The organism is Paenibacillus sp. O199 (genome assembly GCF_001636635.1).
Taxonomy (GTDB): domain Bacteria; phylum Bacillota; class Bacilli; order Paenibacillales; family Paenibacillaceae; genus Paenibacillus; species Paenibacillus marchantiae.
In genome coordinates this window covers 1-19,739 of record NZ_LGRP01000055.1, presented here as the reverse complement: position 1 = coordinate 19,739, position 19,739 = coordinate 1, and the positions used below count along the sequence as shown (strand labels likewise).

The following is a 19,739-nucleotide window of genomic DNA, read 5'->3' as shown; positions in this document are numbered from 1 at the left end:
CGCTGATCTGTTGGGTCGTCTTCAATAAGACCCGCCTTGGGAAGAATATGTATGCCATCGGTGGCAATATTCAGGCTGCGCATGTGTCCGGCATTCATGTGGCACGCAACCTGATTGCGTTGTATGCCATTGCAGGTGCACTGTATGGACTGGGCGGTGTACTGGAAGCCGCCCGTACGGGCGGGGCAACGAACAATTACGGCAATATGTATGAGTTGGATGCTATTGCGGCCTGTGTAGTGGGGGGCGTCTCCACAGCGGGTGGTATTGGTACGGTGCCCGGTGTAATGGCAGGGGTGCTGATCTTTGGAGTCATCAACTATGGTCTGACCTTTATCGGTGTAAGTCCTTACTGGCAGCTGATTATTAAAGGGTTGATTATTGTGGCTGCTGTGGCATTTGATATCCGCAAGTATATGGCGAAAAAATAGAAGTGTAGTATTGAATCAAAGAAGCCAGCACTCTTGTCATTCAAGAGTGCTGGCTTCTTTATTTTATGAATTTACAAACCTGTCCACCATATTAACCACAGGACCAACGATGCATAGAAGCAGCATAAACGCGGCTACGTTAAAGGCTACCTTTGTACCATAGTGCGAACGATACTTGCTAGCGATAATTACAGCAGGTATCCAGAAGATTGCCGCCGCCACGAAGGGAAGGTGAAGTCCCTGGTCTCCATTACTATAGATAGGCAAGTTCAGTAGATTAAACAAATAGTGGCTAATCTGTACCTTTTCTGTGCCCCAGGGAAAATTAAAGGCCAACCCCATTGCGAGCACCAGCAAAGAAAGTGTCCCGATGCCCAAAGGTTTTCTTTGTTGTATCATGTTTATCCCTCCATAACCAAGGTTTTATCCTAAATAAATCCATTAATGTATTGTAACACAGTATTGATCAATGTGATGTATGATAGTTTCGCAATCTCCGTTTTCCTATAAACCGTTTGTCCTATTTTAATTATAAATTTATACATTCATGTGAATTTGACAAGCTTCCACTAATCGACAACATTAGCTAAACATAATCGATATAATACATGTAATTGAGGTATTGATGTGAGTAAAATGTCAAAGGGGGCGAGGCCTTTTGCTAAGTTACACGATGAAAATGCTTATTTTCCCGCTGGGATGTCTGCTTGTTATCCTGTCCTCTTACTTTCTAGGGCTTACTCCCCATCTCGCGTTAATGATATGTGCTGGTGTGTTATTTGTAGCAAGTATATATGGGGAGAAACGTTATCCTGCACTGCGTAATATCCATTGGCTCTTTCTTGGTATATTCCACTATTTCAGTGAACTGAACTGGTGCAATATACTGTATTACCTGCTCATCATGTCGATGATTCAAGATAAACAACGTGTTACCCAGACGTTACCCATTTCGATGCTACTTGTGCTCGAATATACAGTGATTCGGCTTTCATATGTACCGATTGATACATATGCTTTGCTGGTATCCCTGTTTGACATGTTAACTGTGATTGTCATTATATTTTTATATCATACCTTGATTAACAGCGAGGCAGAGAAGCGCAGGCTACGGGAGAAAATTCAATTCCTCACCCTCCATGACCCACTCACGGGGTTGCTGAATTATGAAGGGTACATGGATGCTCTTAATAAAACGGTGGAGGAGCACCGCTCCTTTCTACTGATTATCCTGAATATTCAGAATTTCAACGGGTTTGACAAAGAGGTCGAAGACAACTGGTGCAGCGTAATAGGAAATACAGGCGAAATTATTACGACACAGTTTTCGGATGCATACGGTATATCCCGCTATGCAGGAGATCGCTATGCCGTCATTTTGCCTGAAATACAAGATATTGAAGAACGCATGTCGTCACTGCTGTCAGGGGAGTTACGGGGGTTGCAGGTGAACTACAGCATTTCCCTGTATCCGGGAATGTCTGAGACGTTGCAGCACTTTATTACGGTGGCGGAGGACAGGTTATTCCAGCAGCAGCGCAATAAATGGTTGAAAAACGAAGAGGAGGTCTTTCGTTCCGAAAGACTTCGGGCTGTTGGTGAACTGGCCGCGGGCATGGCTCATGAAATTCGCAACCCCCTGACTGCGATTCGAGGTTTCCTGCAGCTTTCACGGGGGCAGGCCTTCAATATCGCACCATGGTATGAAGTCATCATGGGGGAGATCACGCGTGTAACAGAGCTAACGGCTGAGTTTTTACAATTTTCCAAACCACACACCAATCACATGAAACCTGAACGAGTAGGGCATTGTCTCGAACGTGTCATGTCGTTAACCGAGTCGGATGCAGCATCACGGGGCCACCGAATTACACTTGAAATGACTGGGGAGCCAGTCGTGGTTAATATGGATCGGGACAAGATCGTACAGGTTCTAATCAACCTGATCCGTAATGCTTTTGAAGCGATGGAAGACCCTGGTGAGGTGCATATTGATCTGTTACATGATGGAGATAAAGCACTTATCTCGATTACCGACACGGGCAGCGGCATTCCAGAGAACTCTCTGGCGACGATCTTTAATCCGTTTTATACGACCAAGGAAGAAGGTACCGGACTTGGACTGGCTCTTTGTCAGAAAATCGCTCAGGATCATCATGGCAAAATTACCGTTCATAGTGAAATGGGGATCGGCTCTACATTCACCCTTCATTTACCTATGGGGGCATAATTCCAACAAACAAAAACGCTGAACTACTCCCCGTCAAGTAGACAGTTAAAAAAATGGTTCGGTTAGAAACCTTAGCTCGGATAACGTGCTAAGGTTTCTTTTATGCTACTCTGCGCGGTGACGCTTTTTTCAGCGTACTTGCGGATCATTTTATTCTCAGCTACATATCCGTGTGAATTTGACGAGCCTCCAAATATCGACAACATCAGATAATCATAATCGATATAATACATGTAAATAGGATCCGAATGTGAGAATTATGTCAAAGGGGGCGATGCTATGTACCAAAAAACGATTCGTAATAGTTTTACATTAGACGGTATTGCTATACATAGTGGGAATTTGTCAGAGATTACTCTGCATTCTGCACAACCAAACACGGGTATTATTTTTAGAAGAGTGGATATAGATCCATATGAAATTATTGAAGCTAAAATCGGTAATGTATCCAATACGGAACGTTGCACACAGCTTAAAAACAACCATGGATACGCTGTATCTATGGTTGAACATACGCTGTCTGCTGTTCGAGGGATGGGTATCGATAACGTGATTATTGATGTTAATGGTGAAGAATTACCCATTTTTGATGGCAGCTCTACCGGTATTGCAGCAAAGATTTCAGAAGTTGGCCATCTGCAGCAAAAAATTAAAAAAACATATCTTCATTTACAACAAAAAATTAGAGTTGAGCACGGTAATTCTTTTCTTGAAGCTCATCCCTCTTCAATGATCTCCTATTGCGTGTGTTTTAAAAATGAACACAAAATTGCCTACCTCTCAGATCAAACATCCAATTTTAATTTTATAGAAAACAATTACTTAACGGATATTGCACCAGCTAGAACATTTTGTTTTGAAGAAGAAATAATGTACTTAAAAAGCAAAGGTTTAATTCAAGGAGCTTCTTTAGAGCATGGAATAGTTATTGGTGAAAAGAAAATTTATCCCAATTTACGTTTTCATGATGAATTATCTCGTCATAAGCTGCTGGATCTTATTGGCGATTTAGCTTTGAATCCTCCTTTTCATGCAAAAATCATAGGATCGGGAACCTCTCATTATTTGAACACTCTTTTTGCTAGAGAATTATTAAATAATCTAATCTAAATACAAAAGGAGACGATATCATGCCATGTAATTTAAATGAAATTTCTGAACAGTTAAATGGGATTCTAATAGGTGATGGCAATGTCGTTATAACAGGCGTAGGTTCAATTCATGCTGCTAAAGAGGGAGAAATTGCTTTTGTAACGGATAAAAATCTAAATAAATTAGATAAATGTAATGCTTCAGCGTTCATTGTGCCAGAAACGACAATAATAGAATTTAAAGTACCTGTTATTAAGGTGAAAAATCCCAGACTCGATTTTATTTGTTTAATTGAAATGTTTAGTGAGAAAATCAAAAGTAATGGTGTAGTATCATCAGAAGCAATTCAGCCTTCGGTAACGTTAGGCTACAATGTGCAGATCGACGAATTCGCGGTAATCAAAGAAGATGTGTCTATTGGGGATCATTCTGTCATTTCTGCGCATTCATTTATTGGAAAAAACGTGACCATTGGAACGAATTGCTTGATCCACCCTAATGTCACTGTTCTACAGGATACTTTCATCGGAGATAATGTCATTATTCACTCAGGCGCAGTGATTGGCGCTGACGGCTTTGGTTTTGAATGGGATGGTCAAAAACAAGTTAAAATACCGCATATCGGAAATGTCATTATTTTTGATGATGTTGAAATTGGCGCAAACACCACTATTGATCGCGGAACGATTGATTCAACAACCATTGGTAAAGGGACCAAAATGGACAACCTTATTCAAATTGGCCATAATGTTCAAATTGGTGAGCACTGCATTATCGCAGGTACAAGTGCAATTGGGGGCTCATCAAAAATAGGTAATCGTGTCATAATGGCTGGCGGGAGTGCGGTAATTAATAATATTACTATTGGAGATAGCTGCGTTGTTTTAGCTAAAACCATGGTTACTAAAAACATGCCCGCGAACTCAATGGTGTCAGGGTATACGGCTCGTTCACATAAGAGACAACTACGAGAATCCGCTGCACTTTCCAGACTCCCCCAAACGATAAAAAAACTAAATGAAAAACTTGATGAACTTTCCAAAACAAAGGAAGGTGCTAAATGATACATCAGTCAGCCATTATTCATCCTACAGCAGTAATTGGAGAAAATGTCGAAGTCGGACCCTTCAGTATTATTGAAGAAAATTCAAAAATAGGTAGCGGGTGTAGGATTGGAAGTTACGTTATCATAGGGGCTAACACGATATTGGGGGGGGATAACTATATTTCACATGGTGCCATTATCGGTTCAGATCCACAAGATAAAAGTTATCAAGGCGAAGAATCGTATCTCATTATTGGAGATAATAATACCGTGAGAGAGTATGTCACCATATGTAAAGGCACATCAAAAGGAGATTGTTTCACGAGAGTAGGAAGTAACAACTTTATTATGAATTATGCTCATATCGCACATGATGTATTGATGGGAGATCACAACGTCATCGTCAATAATGTGCAGATTGGCGGACATGTTAATATTGAAGACTATATCACTTTTGGTTGTGGTTCAGGTGTACACCAATCATGTAACATAGGAAGGTTTGCAATGATTGGAGCGGGAAGTAAAGTTTCACAAGATATCGTTCCATATTCTTTAGCAGATGGTCCGCGTTCGTACATACATGGAATCAATACCGTTGGTCTAAGAAGAAATGGATTTTCAAATGAAGAAATAAGCACGATAAAAAAGATTAATACCATTTTATTTCGCCAAAAGCGAACTCTTGATCAATCTATTGAAGAAATAAACAACTTACCTCCTTCTGAATTTAAAGAACACACATTGAATTTTCTATATAAATCTACACGCGGAATTGTACGAATGAAGCGATAAAATGGAAAACGCCGCAAAGGTCCGGAATTAAGCGGAACCTAAAGCGGCGTTTTTGTTTGTGTTTCTTTGTTTTAATTATCAATAAACACGAACCCAATCAGGTAAGCTGTCCCTGATGTAACTGATAATAGAAACCTTGCTGTTGCATCAACTCATCATGGCTGCCTCGTTCGGCAATTTTGCCGTCATCAATGACGAGAATCTGATCGGCCTCACGAATCGTGCTTAACCTGTGGGCAATGACAAAGCTGGTGCGATCCTTCATCAAGGTGCGCATCGCCTCCTGAATCTGCATTTCGGTGCGTGTATCAATGCTGCTGGTTGCTTCGTCCAGAATAAGAATTGACGGATCAGCAAGAATGGCACGAGCGATGGTTAACAGTTGTCGCTGTCCTTGACTCAGATTGCTGCCACCGGAAATGATCGGGGTATTGTAACCCTGCGATAATTTGCGGATGAAGGAGTGGGCATTTGCCAACTTCGCTGCTTGCTGGATCTGTTCGTCCGTTGCATCGGGTTTGCCGTAGGCAATATTGTCACGAATGGTGCCGGAGAACAGATAGGCATCTTGTAACACAATGCCAAGTTCGCGTCTTAGCTGGTCTTTCTCCAGTTCGGAGATGTCACAGCCATCAATGGTAATCCGTCCGCCCGTAATCTCGTAAAAACGGGGCAGCAGGTTGATGATGGTCGTTTTACCCGCTCCAGTCGGTCCGACAAGTGCAATCATCTCGCCTGGCTTGGCGGTGAAGCTGACCTTTTTCAGGATTTCCCTCTCGGAGTTATACCCAAAGGATACATCTTCAAATACAACTTTCCCCTGAATCTGCTGCAGTTGTTTCTTCTGTTCTTCCACGTATTCACTTGGTGTATCAATAATGTGGAATACGCGCTCGGCACCTGCAATAGCTGCCTGAATCAGGTTGTACTGGTTCGCCAAATCATTGATGGGCCGCTCAATCTGGCGGGAGTAAGCAAGGAAACTTACAATCAGCCCGATGGACGTCAGATCATGATAAGCCATCCATCCACCTACGGCTGCCAGTATGGCAAAGCCGATATTGTTCATAACGTTCATCGTTGGCCCGACCAGACCTGATACGCTTTGAGCTTGGGTACTGGAAGTGCGAAGCTTTTCGTTCAAATTTTGAAAATGTTTTTGTGCCTGCTCCTGACGATTATAGGCTGCAACCACCTTTTGTCCAGCAATGGTTTCTTGAGCGTAGCCATTAAGCTCACCAAGCAACTTTTGCTGGGCGGTAAAATGTTTGCGTGTTCTTGAAGCGATCAGCCGAGTGGCGATCGTAATCAGGGGAACAGTGACCAGACTGAGCAGTGTCAGTCGGACATCCAGTGCAAACATGATGGACAGAGAGCCAACCAGCAAGATGGCGCTGGACATCAGTTGAGTTACACTTTGATTCAGCGTCGTGGACACGTTATCGATATCATTGGTAGCCCGGCTCATCAGATCACCGCTCTGATTTTTGTCAAAAAAGCTGATCGGCAGCTGTTGCAGCCGTGAAAACAGAGCATGGCGCAGATCTTTTACGGTCAGTTGGGAAACACCGATCATGACATAGGATTGAGCCCACATCATGAACGAGCCGAGGACGTATACGGTCAGCAATAACATGCAGTCTTTCAGCAGACCGTCCGTAATTTTGGGAACGATATGTTCATTGACCGCACGGCCGAGCAGATAAGGTCCTGCCAGATTAAGTAACGTTCCAAGAGCCGTCAGTACCAGAGCAGTGATAACCCCTTTGCGATGACGTCCCATGTATGACCATACTCGGATGATCGCGTGCCGTGCGTTCTTGGCTCTTACTTTGGGAACCGGACCTCGGCCGGGTGGCCCAGGTCTTCCGATCATCGGTGGGACAACGGTCTGATGGATGGAGGAAGAAGCGTTTTTAGCCAAATTGAACATCCTCCTTCCGTTGCTGCGAATAATAGATGGATTGGTAATGTGACGAATGGGCCATGAGATGTTCATGTGTACCACTTGCCACGATCTCTCCTTCATCAAGCACGTAAATACAGTCTGCATCCTTTACAGAAGAGATCCGTTGTGCAATCAAGAAGGTCGTACTATTTTTCATTAGTGAATGGAGCGCCTTCTGAATGCTTGCTTCGGTACGCAGATCGACGGCACTGGTGCTGTCGTCCAGAATTAGAACCTCCGGTTGCATGAGTAGGGCACGGGCGATAGAAATTCGCTGTTTCTGTCCACCTGAGAGATTGACCCCGCGCTGGCCCAACTCCGTGTCATATCCATCTTTCAGATTCATAATAAAATCATCAGCCGCCGCCGCTTGAGATGCGGCACGTAGTTCAGCTTCCGTTGCATCAGGTCTGCCGAAGCAGATGTTATCCCGGATGCTGCCACTGAACAGGATGGATTCCTGTAATACGATGGACACACGGCTGCGAAGATCCTGGAGATCCCAGTTACGCACGTTCACTCCATTCACGAGCACTTCACCCTGTGAGGCATCATACAAGCGGGGGATCAGCTGTACAAGTGAGGTTTTGCCTGATCCTGTAGATCCGAGCAGGGCCACTTTTTCTCCCGGCCGAGCCGTCAGTGTAATTCCGGAGAGGGTATGTTCTCCATCATAGCGGAAATATACGTCCTTGAATTCCACCTGACCTGCTCCTTTACGAGACATATCATCTCCCGATTGAATATCAGGCTGGGTGTGAAGCACCTCGTTGATGCGTGTTGCAGATACCTTGGCGCGGGAGAAGCTCATCATCATCATGCCGATTGAAGTGAGCGACGAGAGTACAACCGTTACGTAGTTGATAAAAGCAATCAAATCCCCGGCGGCAATATCGCCTCCTACCACCTGAAAGCCCCCAAACCACAGCACCGCTACAATGGTCGCATTCAGCATCAGGCTTAATACCGGTGCATTCAGCGATACGATGCGCCAAGCTTTCACTGCCGTATGGGTATAGTCTTCATTGGCTTGCTGGAAACGCTTCTTCTCCTGACGTGCGCGTGCAAAAGCTTTGACGACACGAATGCCGGCCAGATTCTCTTGAAGAACCGCGTTCACCTTGTCGAGTTTGTTCTGAACGCTGGCGAACAGCGGATAGGAAGCGGATATCAGGATATATAAGATGATAAACAGAATCGGCACGGACAAAATGAGAATGAGCGCCAATTTGACACTGATCGTAAACGCCATAATAATACTGCCGATGATCAGCATCGGCGAACGGATAAACATACGCAGAAGCATCTGTACAAAGGTCTGCATCTGGGTGATATCACTCGTCAGGCGAGTAATAAGCGAGCCTTCCTGGAAGGTATCCAGATTACGGAACGAGAACTTCTGGATATGATCAAACAATTCCTGGCGCAGATCGGTTCCGTATCCAACGGCAGCTTTGCTTGAAAACAGCGTACATCCTGCACCGCCAACCCATCCGATTAACGCAAAAAGAAGCATAAACAAACCTGTAGTCATAATGTGGGACAGGTTCCCTGCAAGAACACCATCATCCACAATGCTGGACATCAGCTTGGGTTGAAGCAGGTCCATAGCAACCTCAAGGACCATGAGTAGCGGAGCAAGAATGGCCGCTGACTTATACGGGGTAAGAAATCGTTTTAACGTCCACAATGGGAAAAATCACCTCATTCGATATGAAATAATCATGTTGCAAAAATTTATGCAGACAGATGAATCTCACTTAATATTCTCGCAGATTCTGAACCATACGCTGGGCGAGCGCTGACATCAGCTGCGATTCTTCAGGTGTAAAATCTTTCTGGGCTTGGCGATCAAGCTCTTGGAATACTTCTCTCAGTTCCTTAAGCGCAGCACGGCCTTGATCGGTCAGATAGACACGCAGACTGCGCAGATCCTTCGGGTCAGCTTCACGCCGTATAAAACCCGAGCTTTCCATACGTTTCAGCATTACCGTTACCGTTGCAGGGGCGCGGCGAAGCTGTTCGGCCAGTTGTTTCTGGGTCTGACCATCTTCCCGTTCAAGCTGGAATAGCAGCGGCGGTTGTCCAGGATACAACTCAGGGTGGTTGATAAGTTTCTCATGAACCTTGTAACGCTGTAGCTTGACGAGTTCTGATAACTGTCCCATTAACCGTTCATTTCGATCTGATTTCATAAGCGCTTCCATCCTTTTAATTAGTCGACTAACTAAATGATAAGTTTCATTTGACATATCGTCAAGTGATTTTGATTTTTTAAAATGGATACAAAAAAACCTCTGCTTTGAGTGGATGAAGAGAGCATGTTAGCTGACTCTGTTCCTATCTACAAAGAGAGGTTTTTTGGTGTTTTTTTATATGTCGTGGGTAAGGATCATTCTATTTCTTAGAAAACATTTCTTTGGCTTCATCCATGGCCATTTTATTGCCGATTGAAGAATAGTCCAGCCAAGGTTGAGCACCGATCGGGTAGACATGACCTGCTTTGACAGCCTTCAGTCCTTGCCAGATCGGATTATTTTGCAGTTCTTTGAACATGTTCTGAGCTTCATCATCCGAGTTCACAACAACGAAGATTGCATCTGCATCAAAGTCCGGCAGTATTTCACGTGAAACAACTTGATACGGTTTGGACGAATCGAATTCCTCAATGCCTTTAGCTGGAGTTAACCCCAGATCTTCATACAAAATTGGGCCCATTGGACGGCGTGTACTGAATACACGCAGTTCTTTGGCGGTAACACGGATAGCCATTACGGTGCCGTCACCGATTGTATCGTGAATCAGGGATTTCACTTCTTCCGTTTCAGTTGCATAATCCTGAATGTATTGCTCTGCTTCTTTCTCGCGGTTGACCAGTTTACCAATGTCTTTCAGATGGTCGCGCCAAGTGCCATCATCCAGATTGAAGACGTGTACAGGGGCGATTTTCTCGAATTTGGCAATATCATCACCGGAGAATTCTTCGTCCAGATAGATGACATCTGGTTTCAGGGCAAGCAAGGCTTCCATGTCCGGGTCCTTAACGGGACCGAGCGGCGTTGTATTTTGAAGACGGTCAGCAACATGGGACAGGAAGGCTTTGGCTTCCCCGCCGATCACCGAACCAACCGGTGTAATGCCGAGAGACAGCAGGTCATTGGTCAGATGGATCGACATGGATGCGATGCGTTGATCCCCGGAAGCGGAATTGGTATCCTGTGTAGCGTTCGAAGTGTCCGTAGTAGAACCTTCCGACGCAGAGGATGAATTATTGGCGTTCCCGCAGGCTGCGAGTACAAGCACCAGACAGATGCTCATGAAGAGCATAAGGTTTTTCTTTAACATGGGTAATCTCAATCTCCTTGAACATCTCATGGATGTTGTTTTTATGTTGGGTGTACCGGTGAAATTATTCGGATTGTTCCGATAAATTTATTACTTGGTTCGTACCAGCAGATATAAAAAGTAAGGTGCGCCGATCGCCGCGACCACAACACCTGCCGGAATGGAATTAGGCTGAAAGATCGTTCGCCCGACCGTATCGGCAGCAACCAGGATCACCATGCCGATGAGTCCGGCGGCTGGGATCAGATGGCGATGCATCGGGCCAACCAGTCTGCGGGCCAGATGCGGCGCCGCCAGACCAATGAATCCGATCCCGCCAGCCATAGACACACTGACGGCAGACAATGCTACCGTGCACAATAGCAAAATAACACGTTGGGATCTGACGGGTGTACCAATACTGGTCGCGGCAGCATCTCCCAGATTGAAGGCATCCAGCGTTTTGGAGCGGCTCCATATGTACGAGATGCACAGCACAACCCATGGAAGCAGCGCCTGAACATGAACCCAGTCTCTGCCCCAGACGCTACCTGCCAGCCAGCGGGCGGCGAAGGAATAGGTGTCTTCATCCAAACGCAGGGACAGATAGAGCGTCAGGGCATGGAACCCGGCTGCTACGGCAATGCCCACCAGAATAAGTTTAATGGGGGATACTCCGTTATGTCGGTCATAGGATAGCAGCATGATAATCAACGCCGCGGCGACACTGCCTGCAAAAGCAAACAACGGAATCAGCAAGGCCACCGAACCATTCATGGAATGGGAGAAGCTTACGAATACCATCAATCCAAAAGCCGCTCCTGCATGCAAACCGAGGATGCCCGGATCGGCCAACGGATTGCGTGTAATGCCTTGCAGTGCAGCACCGGCAACACCGAGTCCCGCTCCGGCGAGTACAGTAACCAGAATGCGTGGCAGTCGATAGTCGAACAATACAATCTGATCATCCGGCGTACCATAGCCAATCAGGGTGTGAAGCACGGCTATTGGTGATAGGCGAATTGTTCCCGAGTTGAGGCTGATAACGATAACGGCACAGGCGATACAGAGCAGCGCAACGCTGACCGCTATGGAACGTTTGCCTCGTGAAGGTGTATTCGTGTTCATCGCTATAGGGCCCTCCTTTCTTTACGGGCCAGATAGAGGAAGAAAGGTACACCGACAAAGGCAACCATAATGCCTACAGCCAGTTCTTGAGGCGGGTTCACAATGCGTGATCCTAGATCGGCGAGCACCAGCAAGACGGCTCCGAGCAGGGAGGACATCGGAATGATGAGTCGATAATCCACGCCAACCAATTTGCGAGAAATATGTGGTATGACCAGTCCAACAAAGCCGATCGAGCCTACAGCAGAAACGGATACGCCAGCCAGCACAACAACCGCCGTCAAGGCAAACAGTCTGGTCCAGCGGAGGTTGATTCCGAGATTAATCGCAACTTCTTCTCCTAGCGACATGAGAGATATCCGACGGGCCATAGGCAAAGTGAGCACGAGAGTAACCAGCAGAACAGGCAGAATCAGCTTCAGATGCCGCCATTCAATTCCCCCGAAACCACCCGCATACCAGAAGGCTAAATCCTGGCTCAAGTCAAAATATATGGCGACACCGGTGCTAAGCGAACTCAGCATGGCTGCAATAACGGCACCCGCAACGGTAAGCCTGATGGACGTCAGTCCTCCGGGTGCCGCCATGCCCAGCAGGAAAATGAGCAGCGTGCCAAGCACAGCCCCTACAAATGACAGGAACATAATCCAGCCATAAGGCAATCCTGGCCAGAAGGCGAAGCTGAGCGCCACGACAAAGGTAGCGCCTGCATTGATCCCCAGAATGCCGGTATCTGCCAGCGGATTACGTGTGATTCCCTGCATGAGCGCTCCCGCCACAGCAAAGGCTGCGCCGATCACAGCAGCAGCAATGACACGTGGCAGCCTTAGCTCGTGAATAATCTGATGCGGCGTCAAAGCCGGATTGTACTGAAATATGGCAGTCCACACGGTCTCCAGTGTCAGCCCCTTGGCACCAAGAGAAATGGCGACAAACATACTAAGCAGCAGTGCGACAATGGCCGCCAAAAACATCAGGCCAACCGTCACTGCGGATTTTCTTGATTTGGACGGACGTTGTGACAGTCCCGGATGTTGAATGCGGGTCACTCCTTTGTTACCAACAACGCATTGCTGTTGTTATTGATTATCATTATCAATTAGTGAACATTATAAAATCTTAATTCAGGCCCGTACATGGCATAAATTAAGATTATAGAGATGGACATTTTTTAGATTACAGAAATGCTGGTTTGTTCGTCAACATAGAGAGCGCTTCATCAAGCTGGATGTTGATGGAATAAGGAGCATATACCACCCATGAATTCCAGTCTATGACATGAACACGTCCAGCTTTTACCGCAGGATAGTTTTCCCACAACGGATCAACAGTAATCTGCTGTAACAGAGTAGTACGTTCGTGCATGGACGTAACCGCAATCAGTAGCACATCCGCTTCGAGGCCATCCCATTCTCCAGGCGTGAAAGACATCCAGTTGAATCCCACACCGTCAGGTTTGCCTGTCAGTTCTTTCTGAATTCGATCTGGAGGTGACAGCTGCAGGCTGCGGTAAAATACATGACCGAAGTTGCGATTGCTGTACATGCGCGGTCCTTTTGCAGTTAAGGTACAGATCGCCACGGTGACCTGACCTGCTGTATCTCTGATCTTTTTGCGAGCCCGCTCCGCCTTACGCTCATGCCGATCCAGCCACTCCTTAGCCGCTTGAGTACGATCCACGAGAGAGGCTATTTTCTGCAAATGACCAAACATGTCTGTCTGATTCCAAGGGACGGTAATGATTGGAGCTACATCTCCGATATGTTCCATCGCCTTAGCGGCGGCGTTGTCCTTGGTTAGAATCAAGTCGGGATTCACATCAAGAAATGCCTGACGTCCCTGTTCCCATGGTTCATAGGCATGGAATGGCAATGTCAACGATTTGGGAACATGGGGCAGATGGCCCTGGATCTGCGCTGCACATGGTGTGATGCCAAGAGTCATCAGGTGATCGGTGTATGGATAGGAGAGTGAGACGATATTTCGATGTACCTGCTTGGCATAGGAAGTTGGCGCATAACCGGCATGGTTCCTGAAGCGGCGGCTGAAATAGAATTCGTCCCGATAGCCTACCTGGCGGGCTACATCACGAATACGCAGATCTGAAGTCATGAGCAATTCCTTGGCCCGATTCATTCGTAAATGAGTGATATATTCGATAGGATTTTTCTGCATCCGACTCTTAAACAGCTGTGAATAATACGACGGATGCATACCTGCCAGTTCGGCCAGCTTCTCCAGCTTGATTTCGTTCATATAGTTTTCCCGCATATACTGCAAGGTGGATCTGAGCCACTGTTCTGGCTCGTCCTGTGCTTCCGCATGCTCCTGACCTTCCTGCGGCCAGAGCGTATGAAGCAGATCGGTCAAAAGCAGCTGCACTTTCAAGCTGGTCTGTGAAGCTTCTGTTGTTAATTGTGCGGCAATTCGCTGTATCCCATAGTAAGGGCCCTGAATCCACCCAGTTACAGGTGAACCAAGCTCTCGCTCATATATTCGCCGTTCTTTCGTTTTCTCAGCAACCCGAAACAGATCGAAATGAATGATATACAATTCAATCTCATGGTCCGCATCAGAGAAAAGCTCCAGAGAAGTTCCCGGTGTAGACAAGAAGGCGGACTTACGTGTGACAAGGGATTCGATACCGTTCGCTACCAGCTTGCCCGTGAATTTATGCATGTAGACAAAGGTATGGTGAGGGAGCTCAGTCTGACTCCATTGCCAATGCGTATTCACGGTAACCAGCTCTGCCAGACGCAATTCGAGCAGCGCATCGTTCAGAAAAGCATCCATTTCCGTTGGTGTAATGGATTCATCGGTGCGTTTCGAGTGATCCGGTTGGGTCAACGTGTTGGAGGTATTGCCGTTATTATTGGTGCTTGGATGGGTTAACATGGTGTGACCTCCTTTCCTCGCGAGGTTGATATATCATAGCGAGCGCAGCCGCATATCCGATGTGAACCACTGTCGGTACGTCATCATGCTGAGCAGAATGCTGGTAATGGCGGCTGAGCTGGTAAAAGCAAACACGATCAGAATCTGGTAACGCACCGCATCAACCGGATCAGCACCCGCAATAATCATGCCTGTCATCATGCCAGGCAGCTGTACGAGTCCTACCGTTTTCATGCCATCGATCGTGGGGATCATGCTGGATTTTACAGAACGTTTCAATACGTCCTGAAAAGCACGTCTTGGCGTTGCGCCCAGTGCAAGCAGGGATTCAATCTCTCCTTTGGAGGATTCGACCTCGCGCTTCATCTGATTCAGGAACAGCCCGGACACCACCATGGCATTACCGATGGTCATCCCGCTCAATGGAATAATGTATTGCGGAGTAGGCTCTACAATACCCAGACCTAACAACAGCCCCATCATGAGCAGCTCCGTGACCGTAATTGCAGCCGCAATATATAAGGAAATCCAGCGAAGTCCTTTGCCGCGTTTGCCAGCATTAATAGAGGCTACGATAATCATGAATCCGACAATGGCAATGATAAGAACGGGGTGATCCGAGTTAAAAATAAATTGAAGTACATATCCGACAAGCAACAGCTGTACAGCGGAACGAACGGTGCCTATAGCAATATCCTTTTCCAGATCAAGCTTCTGCCAGACAGAGATGAGCATGGTGACCATCACAAATATAATGGTAAAACTCAAAGCGATGAGTGACATGATTTCTCCTTATTCTGCCGCAAGGGCAGGGTGCATAATGAATTGTCTGGCCAGGTCCGTGGCCGGATTGTCAAAAAAATGAGCTGTCGGCTGGCGCTCCAGCAGTGTCTGATTGCCCATAAACCAGGTGGTTGTACTGAATGATTGTGCCTGTTCCTGATCATGGGTAACCCAGACGAGCGAAGTACCTTCCTGCTGACTCCAGCGGGTCAATTGTTCTTCCACCAGGCGTGCGTTGGTCCGATCCAGGGAAGCAGTCACTTCATCCAGAAGCAGGACCTCAGGACGCAGCATCATGGAACGAATAAGAGCTATGCGCTGTTTCTCCCCACCGGAGAGGTCAATGGCCCGCTTATGAATATCAAGATTCTCCAGTCCCATACCTGCAAGCAGGCGGCGGGCGAGATCCTGATCGTATGGCTGCCTGTGAAGCAGATGCACTGTTTTCAGGTTATCTTCCACACTGCCTGCCAGCATGACAGCTTGCTGTGCGACATAAGTCATTCGTGTGCGCCAGATACGAGGGTCCGAATCCCGATAAGAAATTCCTTTCCAGATCAGGTCTCCTTCATCAGGAATATCCAGCAGGGCGAGAATGCGGAGCAATGTGCTCTTCCCTTGGCCGGATGCACCGAGTATGGCAATACGTTCTCCCTGATCCACTTCTGCGTTCACATGTTCAAATAAAATACGCTGCTCGGTTAAACCGATACGTTTTACTAGTTTATCAATGGTTAAAAGTGTGGACAAAGTCGGGTCGTCCTTTCATCCGTGATCTGCAATCATCTTAGCAAAAATACGAAAAAATTGAAATGAGAGTGAATCTCAATTAGATCATTGAAATGACAACATGGAATGTAAGAGATGAAACGGGTCTGACGCAAGCGGTTCTTTTTGGTAAAATAAAGAAGACTCCGTGTTGGCCTAATCGAGATCGTGATCTTTTTAAAATATGTTGATATCAGGGGAGGCTTTACGATGACGAAAGTTGTTGGACGGGACAAGGTAAATTGGGGCATTATGGGTACGGGATGGATTGCATCCCAGTTCGCACGAGATCTGGAGCATGCCGGAAACGCCGTAAAAGCTGCGGTGGGTTCACGAACATCTGAAAGCGCAGAGAAGTTTGCAGCTGAATATGGTTTTGCACGCGCTTACGGTTCATATGATGAGATGCTGCAGGACCCTGAAGTGGACATTATTTATGTGGCAACACCGCATCCGTTACATAAGGAAAATGTGCTTGCTTGTCTGGAAGCGGGTAAAGCAGTACTCTGTGAGAAACCGTTTACGATGAATGCCCGTCAGCTGGAGCAATTGGTGGATAAGGCGCGTGAGCGCAATCTTTTCCTCATGGAAGGCATGTGGACACGTTTTCTGCCACCGATTACCCAAGCCAGAGCATGGATTGCGGAAGGCAGAATCGGCGAGGTACGTTTGGTCAAAGCAGACTTTGGTTTCCGCGTAGGCTGGGAGCCGGAAGGCAGGTTGCTTAACCCGGATCTGGGTGGAGGTGCTTTGCTTGATGCAGGCGTATATCCGATCTCCTTCGCGTCCATGATTTTTGGCGAGCAGCCGCAGCATGTGTGGAGTACGGCGAACATTGGACAGACGGGTGTGGATGAACAGTTCTCCGTACTGTTGTCTTATTCTGAAGGTCGTTCTGCATCGCTGAATGGAGCCATTCGTCTTAACTTGAGTAACGAGGCTGTCATATATGGCACAGAAGGGTACATTCGTTTACCACTTTTCCTGGCAGGCAAAGAAGCTTATCTACATGTGAACGGTCAGGACGAACCGGAGACATTTATCGATGACCGGACGTGTATTGGATATGCGTTTGAAGCGGAGGAAGCAGGTCGCTGCATCCTGGAAGGACGTACGGAGAGCAGAACGATCCAACTGGACGAATCCCTGGAAATCATGAAGTTGATGGACACGATTCGTGGGCAGTGGGGCCTGCGGTACAAATCCGAGTAAATAGACAGGAGTGGAAAAGCGATGGTGAAAATTCTGATCTCCGGATTTGAACCTTTTGGCGGGGATGCGGTGAATCCGACGGGAGAACTGATGGAGGCACTTGCGCATGAAGTGATAGAGGGAGCGGAGCTGAAAACAGTGCTGCTGCCTGTGCACTTCGATGAATGTGCGGATCTGCTAATCGCAGAGATGGAATCCTATCAACCGGATGTCGTCATCGCCTGTGGTTTGGCTAAAGGCAGGACAGCTATTACACCTGAACGGATTGCTGTTAATGTCAAAGATATTCCTCCTGGCTCCTATGCGGACAACCAAGGGCAGAATCCCGTGGACGAGCTCATAGTGGAAGGCAGCCCGGATGGCCTGTTCTCCACATTGCCAATTCGTGCGATGGTGAATAACATGGGGGCAGCAGGCATCCCGGCTGCGGTGTCCAATACGGCAGGCACGTATATTTGTAACAATACGATGTACCGGGTGCTGGATCATATTCGGTTGAAACAACTTCCGATTCGTGCCGGATTTGTACATTTTCCAGCTTCAACAGAGATGGCTGTGCATCAGCCTTCGGTGCCATCACTACCCATTCCCATGATGCTGGATGCTCTTCGGGTTATGATTCGCTCGGTAGTGGCGGAGTAATTGAGTTTGGATCAACATTTTGTATAGGTTCGGTTTGTTGTTGGAATAGATTAAGAAGGGCTGTCCTATTGTCATGAATATGACTTTATAGGACAGCCCTTTGTATTATCTAACGAATTAGAGTCACTTTTAATAAGGTGTTAACGATTCGTTAGCACCTTGGACACGCAGGTCAATAGCATAGCACTGAGATCGTGCCCAACAGAAAATAGGAAAACGAAATTGGGTACAGCCTCCTATTTTGTATTGATACCGTGCGAATTAGATCCGCAACAAATCTAGATCGAACTCGGGAACAAGTCCTTCTTTCATCGCTCGTCCAAGCAATGCTGTAATTGCACCGTAACCGTCATCGCCCAGGTTGGCGCTGAATTCATTAACGTACAGGCCGATATGCTGCGCAGTTACATCAGGGTCCATCTCTTGTGCATGTTCCATGACGTATGCTTTGGACTCATCCGGATGCGCCCATGCGTATTCCACCGAGGCACGTGCCCAACCTGCAAGAGCATGAGCATCCAGGTTACGACGGGCGATGATTGCACCCAGCGGGATTGGCAGGCCAGTGTCGCTTTCCCACCAGTTACCGAGATCTGTCATAAGTTTGAGATCATAATTCTGGTACGTGAAACGTGCTTCATGGATAACCAGGCCGGCATCGATCTTGCCGTCCCGTACAGCAGGCATAATCTGGTCGAATGGCATAACGACAATCTCGCCTACACCGCCAGGAACATTTTGTGCTGCCCAGAGACGGAATAACAGGTAGGCTGTTGAACGTTCGCTCGGCACGGCAACTCGGCGTCCTGAGAGATAGGCTGGATCGGTTGTACCGTTAGCGGTCAGAACCAGCGGACCACATCCTCTGCCAAGTGCGCCGCCCGCAGGCAAGAGCGCATAATCATTCAGCACATAAGGCAGTGCTGCATAGGATATTTTCATAACTTCAGGTGTATCTGGTCCATCCGGATTTGCCGCAAGGCCGTTGGTAATATCGATGTCCGCATAACGGACATCAAGCTCAGGTGCACCAGGAATCAGTCCATGCACCCAGGCGTGAAAGATAAATGTATCGTTAGGACAAGGGGAAAATGCAATTTTCATGATGTAAGTACCTCCCGTAAAATGGAACTTGCAGCCTGGAGCGCATCCAGAGCATCCTTGATGCGCCAGGCGTCGCGGTCGCGTGGACCGACCGCGTTGGATATAGCCCGCAGTTCGAGTGCTGGTATGCCGAACTGCTGGGCTGCAGTTGCTACGCCGAAGCCTTCCATGCCTTCGGCGGCGGCATCCGGCACGCGGCGCAGCAGCTCCGCGGCCGTCTCGGCAGTTCCGGTCGCCGTGGATACGGTGACCGCCGTGCCTCCGCTGACAGCGAGCCCTGCCCGCTGCAGCTCATGGCGCAGGCGCGCGGCAAGCACCGTGTCCGCCGCCACACGGGACGAGCCG

At 47.3% G+C, this 19,739-nt stretch carries 19 protein-coding genes; 7 read left to right on the top strand and 12 right to left on the bottom strand.

The genetic code is table 11. The features are described 5' to 3' along the window. Positions 1-431, top strand: a 431-nt coding sequence (locus A6049_RS30935; RefSeq protein WP_481853507.1) for an ABC transporter permease subunit, incomplete at its 5' end; no start/stop codon positions are given. A 63-nt stretch (positions 432-494) separates the two neighbouring features. Here A6049_RS30935 and A6049_RS30930 read toward each other — a convergent pair. Then, a complete protein-coding gene (locus tag A6049_RS30930) occupies positions 495-830 on the bottom strand; it encodes a hypothetical protein (RefSeq protein ID WP_063568248.1) in 336 nt (111 codons plus the stop codon). A 259-nt stretch (positions 831-1,089) separates the two neighbouring features. Here A6049_RS30930 and A6049_RS30925 point away from each other — a divergent pair, with 259 nt between their 5' ends. From A6049_RS30925 to lpxA, 4 genes are all read left to right on the top strand, one after another. Continuing rightward, a complete protein-coding gene (locus A6049_RS30925; RefSeq protein ID WP_240321591.1) occupies positions 1,090-2,661 on the top strand; it encodes an ATP-binding protein in 1,572 nt (523 codons plus the stop codon). Between the two features lie 279 nt (positions 2,662-2,940). Further along, positions 2,941-3,771, top strand: coding sequence for a UDP-3-O-acyl-N-acetylglucosamine deacetylase (gene lpxC / locus A6049_RS30920; RefSeq protein ID WP_063568247.1), 831 nt, complete (start codon positions 2,941-2,943; stop codon positions 3,769-3,771). Between the two features lie 20 nt (positions 3,772-3,791). Next, a complete protein-coding gene (lpxD, locus tag A6049_RS30915) occupies positions 3,792-4,817 on the top strand; it encodes a UDP-3-O-(3-hydroxymyristoyl)glucosamine N-acyltransferase (RefSeq protein WP_063568246.1) in 1,026 nt (341 codons plus the stop codon). Then, a complete protein-coding gene (gene lpxA, locus A6049_RS30910; protein ID WP_063568245.1) occupies positions 4,814-5,590 on the top strand; it encodes an acyl-ACP--UDP-N-acetylglucosamine O-acyltransferase in 777 nt (258 codons plus the stop codon). Before lpxD ends, lpxA begins: the two co-directional genes overlap by 4 nt. 97 nt (positions 5,591-5,687) lie before the next feature. Here the strand turns inward: lpxA and A6049_RS30905 are convergent, their stop codons facing one another. The 9 genes from A6049_RS30905 to A6049_RS30865 all read right to left on the bottom strand — a co-directional run bounded on the left by A6049_RS30905 (position 5,688) and on the right by A6049_RS30865 (position 16,418). After that, positions 5,688-7,523, bottom strand: a complete 1,836-nt coding sequence (locus tag A6049_RS30905; RefSeq protein ID WP_162842471.1) for an ABC transporter ATP-binding protein — start codon at positions 7,521-7,523, stop codon at positions 5,688-5,690. Further along, a complete protein-coding gene (locus A6049_RS30900) occupies positions 7,507-9,228 on the bottom strand; it encodes an ABC transporter ATP-binding protein (RefSeq protein WP_063568244.1) in 1,722 nt (573 codons plus the stop codon). The genes A6049_RS30905 and A6049_RS30900 overlap by 17 nt, the downstream gene beginning before the upstream one ends. 70 nt (positions 9,229-9,298) lie before the next feature. Further along, positions 9,299-9,733 (bottom strand): MarR family winged helix-turn-helix transcriptional regulator, encoded by a 435-nt coding sequence (locus A6049_RS30895; protein WP_063568243.1) that lies wholly within the window; start codon positions 9,731-9,733, stop codon positions 9,299-9,301. Positions 9,734-9,935: 202 nt separating this feature from the next. Then, positions 9,936-10,883 carry an iron-hydroxamate ABC transporter substrate-binding protein gene (locus A6049_RS30890; RefSeq protein WP_063568242.1) on the bottom strand — a complete coding sequence of 316 codons (948 nt, stop codon included), beginning with the start codon at positions 10,881-10,883 and terminating at the stop codon, positions 9,936-9,938. Positions 10,884-10,973: 90 nt separating this feature from the next. Continuing rightward, positions 10,974-11,990, bottom strand: coding sequence for a FecCD family ABC transporter permease (locus A6049_RS30885; RefSeq protein ID WP_063568241.1), 1,017 nt, complete (start codon positions 11,988-11,990; stop codon positions 10,974-10,976). A 2-nt stretch (positions 11,991-11,992) separates the two neighbouring features. Continuing rightward, a complete protein-coding gene (locus tag A6049_RS30880; RefSeq protein ID WP_063568249.1) occupies positions 11,993-12,964 on the bottom strand; it encodes a FecCD family ABC transporter permease in 972 nt (323 codons plus the stop codon). 202 nt (positions 12,965-13,166) lie between these two features. Further along, a complete protein-coding gene (locus A6049_RS30875; RefSeq protein WP_063568240.1) occupies positions 13,167-14,885 on the bottom strand; it encodes a helix-turn-helix domain-containing protein in 1,719 nt (572 codons plus the stop codon). 33 nt (positions 14,886-14,918) lie between these two features. Beyond that, positions 14,919-15,668 (bottom strand): ABC transporter permease, encoded by a 750-nt coding sequence (locus tag A6049_RS30870; RefSeq protein WP_063568239.1) that lies wholly within the window; start codon positions 15,666-15,668, stop codon positions 14,919-14,921. A 9-nt stretch (positions 15,669-15,677) separates the two neighbouring features. Beyond that, the gene (locus tag A6049_RS30865; RefSeq protein WP_063568238.1) at positions 15,678-16,418 is read right to left on the bottom strand and encodes an ABC transporter ATP-binding protein; all 741 of its coding nucleotides are present in this window, start codon (positions 16,416-16,418) and stop codon (positions 15,678-15,680) included. Positions 16,419-16,646: 228 nt separating this feature from the next. Between A6049_RS30865 and A6049_RS30860 the strand changes: the two genes are divergently transcribed. Further along, complete coding sequence (locus A6049_RS30860) at positions 16,647-17,648, top strand: Gfo/Idh/MocA family protein (RefSeq protein WP_063568237.1); 1,002 nt, start codon at positions 16,647-16,649, stop codon at positions 17,646-17,648. Between the two features lie 21 nt (positions 17,649-17,669). After that, complete coding sequence (locus tag A6049_RS30855; RefSeq protein WP_063568236.1) at positions 17,670-18,290, top strand: pyroglutamyl-peptidase I; 621 nt, start codon at positions 17,670-17,672, stop codon at positions 18,288-18,290. A gap of 261 nt (positions 18,291-18,551) precedes the next feature. On the opposite strand, the gene A6049_RS30850 is transcribed toward A6049_RS30855, so the two are convergent. Next, on the bottom strand, positions 18,552-19,394 hold the full coding sequence (locus A6049_RS30850; RefSeq protein WP_063568235.1) for a 1,4-dihydroxy-6-naphtoate synthase: 843 nt from the start codon (positions 19,392-19,394) through the stop codon (positions 18,552-18,554). Continuing rightward, a partial coding sequence (locus A6049_RS30845; RefSeq protein ID WP_481853501.1) for a phosphorylase family protein occupies positions 19,391-19,739 on the bottom strand: 349 nt, incomplete at its 5' end. The genes A6049_RS30850 and A6049_RS30845, both read right to left, overlap by 4 nt.

What these genes read in the sequence shown, in the direction of transcription:
- A6049_RS30930 (WP_063568248.1), bottom strand. Translation starts at nt 830, where the DNA reads ATGATACAACAAAGAAAACCTTTGGGCATCGGGACACTTTCTTTGCTG.
- lpxC (WP_063568247.1), top strand. Translation starts at nt 2,941, where the DNA reads ATGTACCAAAAAACGATTCGTAATAGTTTTACATTAGACGGTATTGCT.
- lpxD (WP_063568246.1), top strand. Translation starts at nt 3,792, where the DNA reads ATGCCATGTAATTTAAATGAAATTTCTGAACAGTTAAATGGGATTCTA.
- lpxA (WP_063568245.1), top strand. Translation starts at nt 4,814, where the DNA reads ATGATACATCAGTCAGCCATTATTCATCCTACAGCAGTAATTGGAGAA.
- A6049_RS30905 (WP_162842471.1), bottom strand. Translation starts at nt 7,523, where the DNA reads ATGTTCAATTTGGCTAAAAACGCTTCTTCCTCCATCCATCAGACCGTT.
- A6049_RS30895 (WP_063568243.1), bottom strand. Translation starts at nt 9,733, where the DNA reads ATGAAATCAGATCGAAATGAACGGTTAATGGGACAGTTATCAGAACTC.
- A6049_RS30890 (WP_063568242.1), bottom strand. Translation starts at nt 10,883, where the DNA reads ATGTTAAAGAAAAACCTTATGCTCTTCATGAGCATCTGTCTGGTGCTT.
- A6049_RS30885 (WP_063568241.1), bottom strand. Translation starts at nt 11,990, where the DNA reads ATGAACACGAATACACCTTCACGAGGCAAACGTTCCATAGCGGTCAGC.
- A6049_RS30880 (WP_063568249.1), bottom strand. Translation starts at nt 12,964, where the DNA reads ATGTTTTTGGCGGCCATTGTCGCACTGCTGCTTAGTATGTTTGTCGCC.
- A6049_RS30875 (WP_063568240.1), bottom strand. Translation starts at nt 14,885, where the DNA reads ATGTTAACCCATCCAAGCACCAATAATAACGGCAATACCTCCAACACG.
- A6049_RS30870 (WP_063568239.1), bottom strand. Translation starts at nt 15,668, where the DNA reads ATGTCACTCATCGCTTTGAGTTTTACCATTATATTTGTGATGGTCACC.
- A6049_RS30860 (WP_063568237.1), top strand. Translation starts at nt 16,647, where the DNA reads ATGACGAAAGTTGTTGGACGGGACAAGGTAAATTGGGGCATTATGGGT.
- A6049_RS30855 (WP_063568236.1), top strand. Translation starts at nt 17,670, where the DNA reads ATGGTGAAAATTCTGATCTCCGGATTTGAACCTTTTGGCGGGGATGCG.
- A6049_RS30850 (WP_063568235.1), bottom strand. Translation starts at nt 19,394, where the DNA reads ATGAAAATTGCATTTTCCCCTTGTCCTAACGATACATTTATCTTTCAC.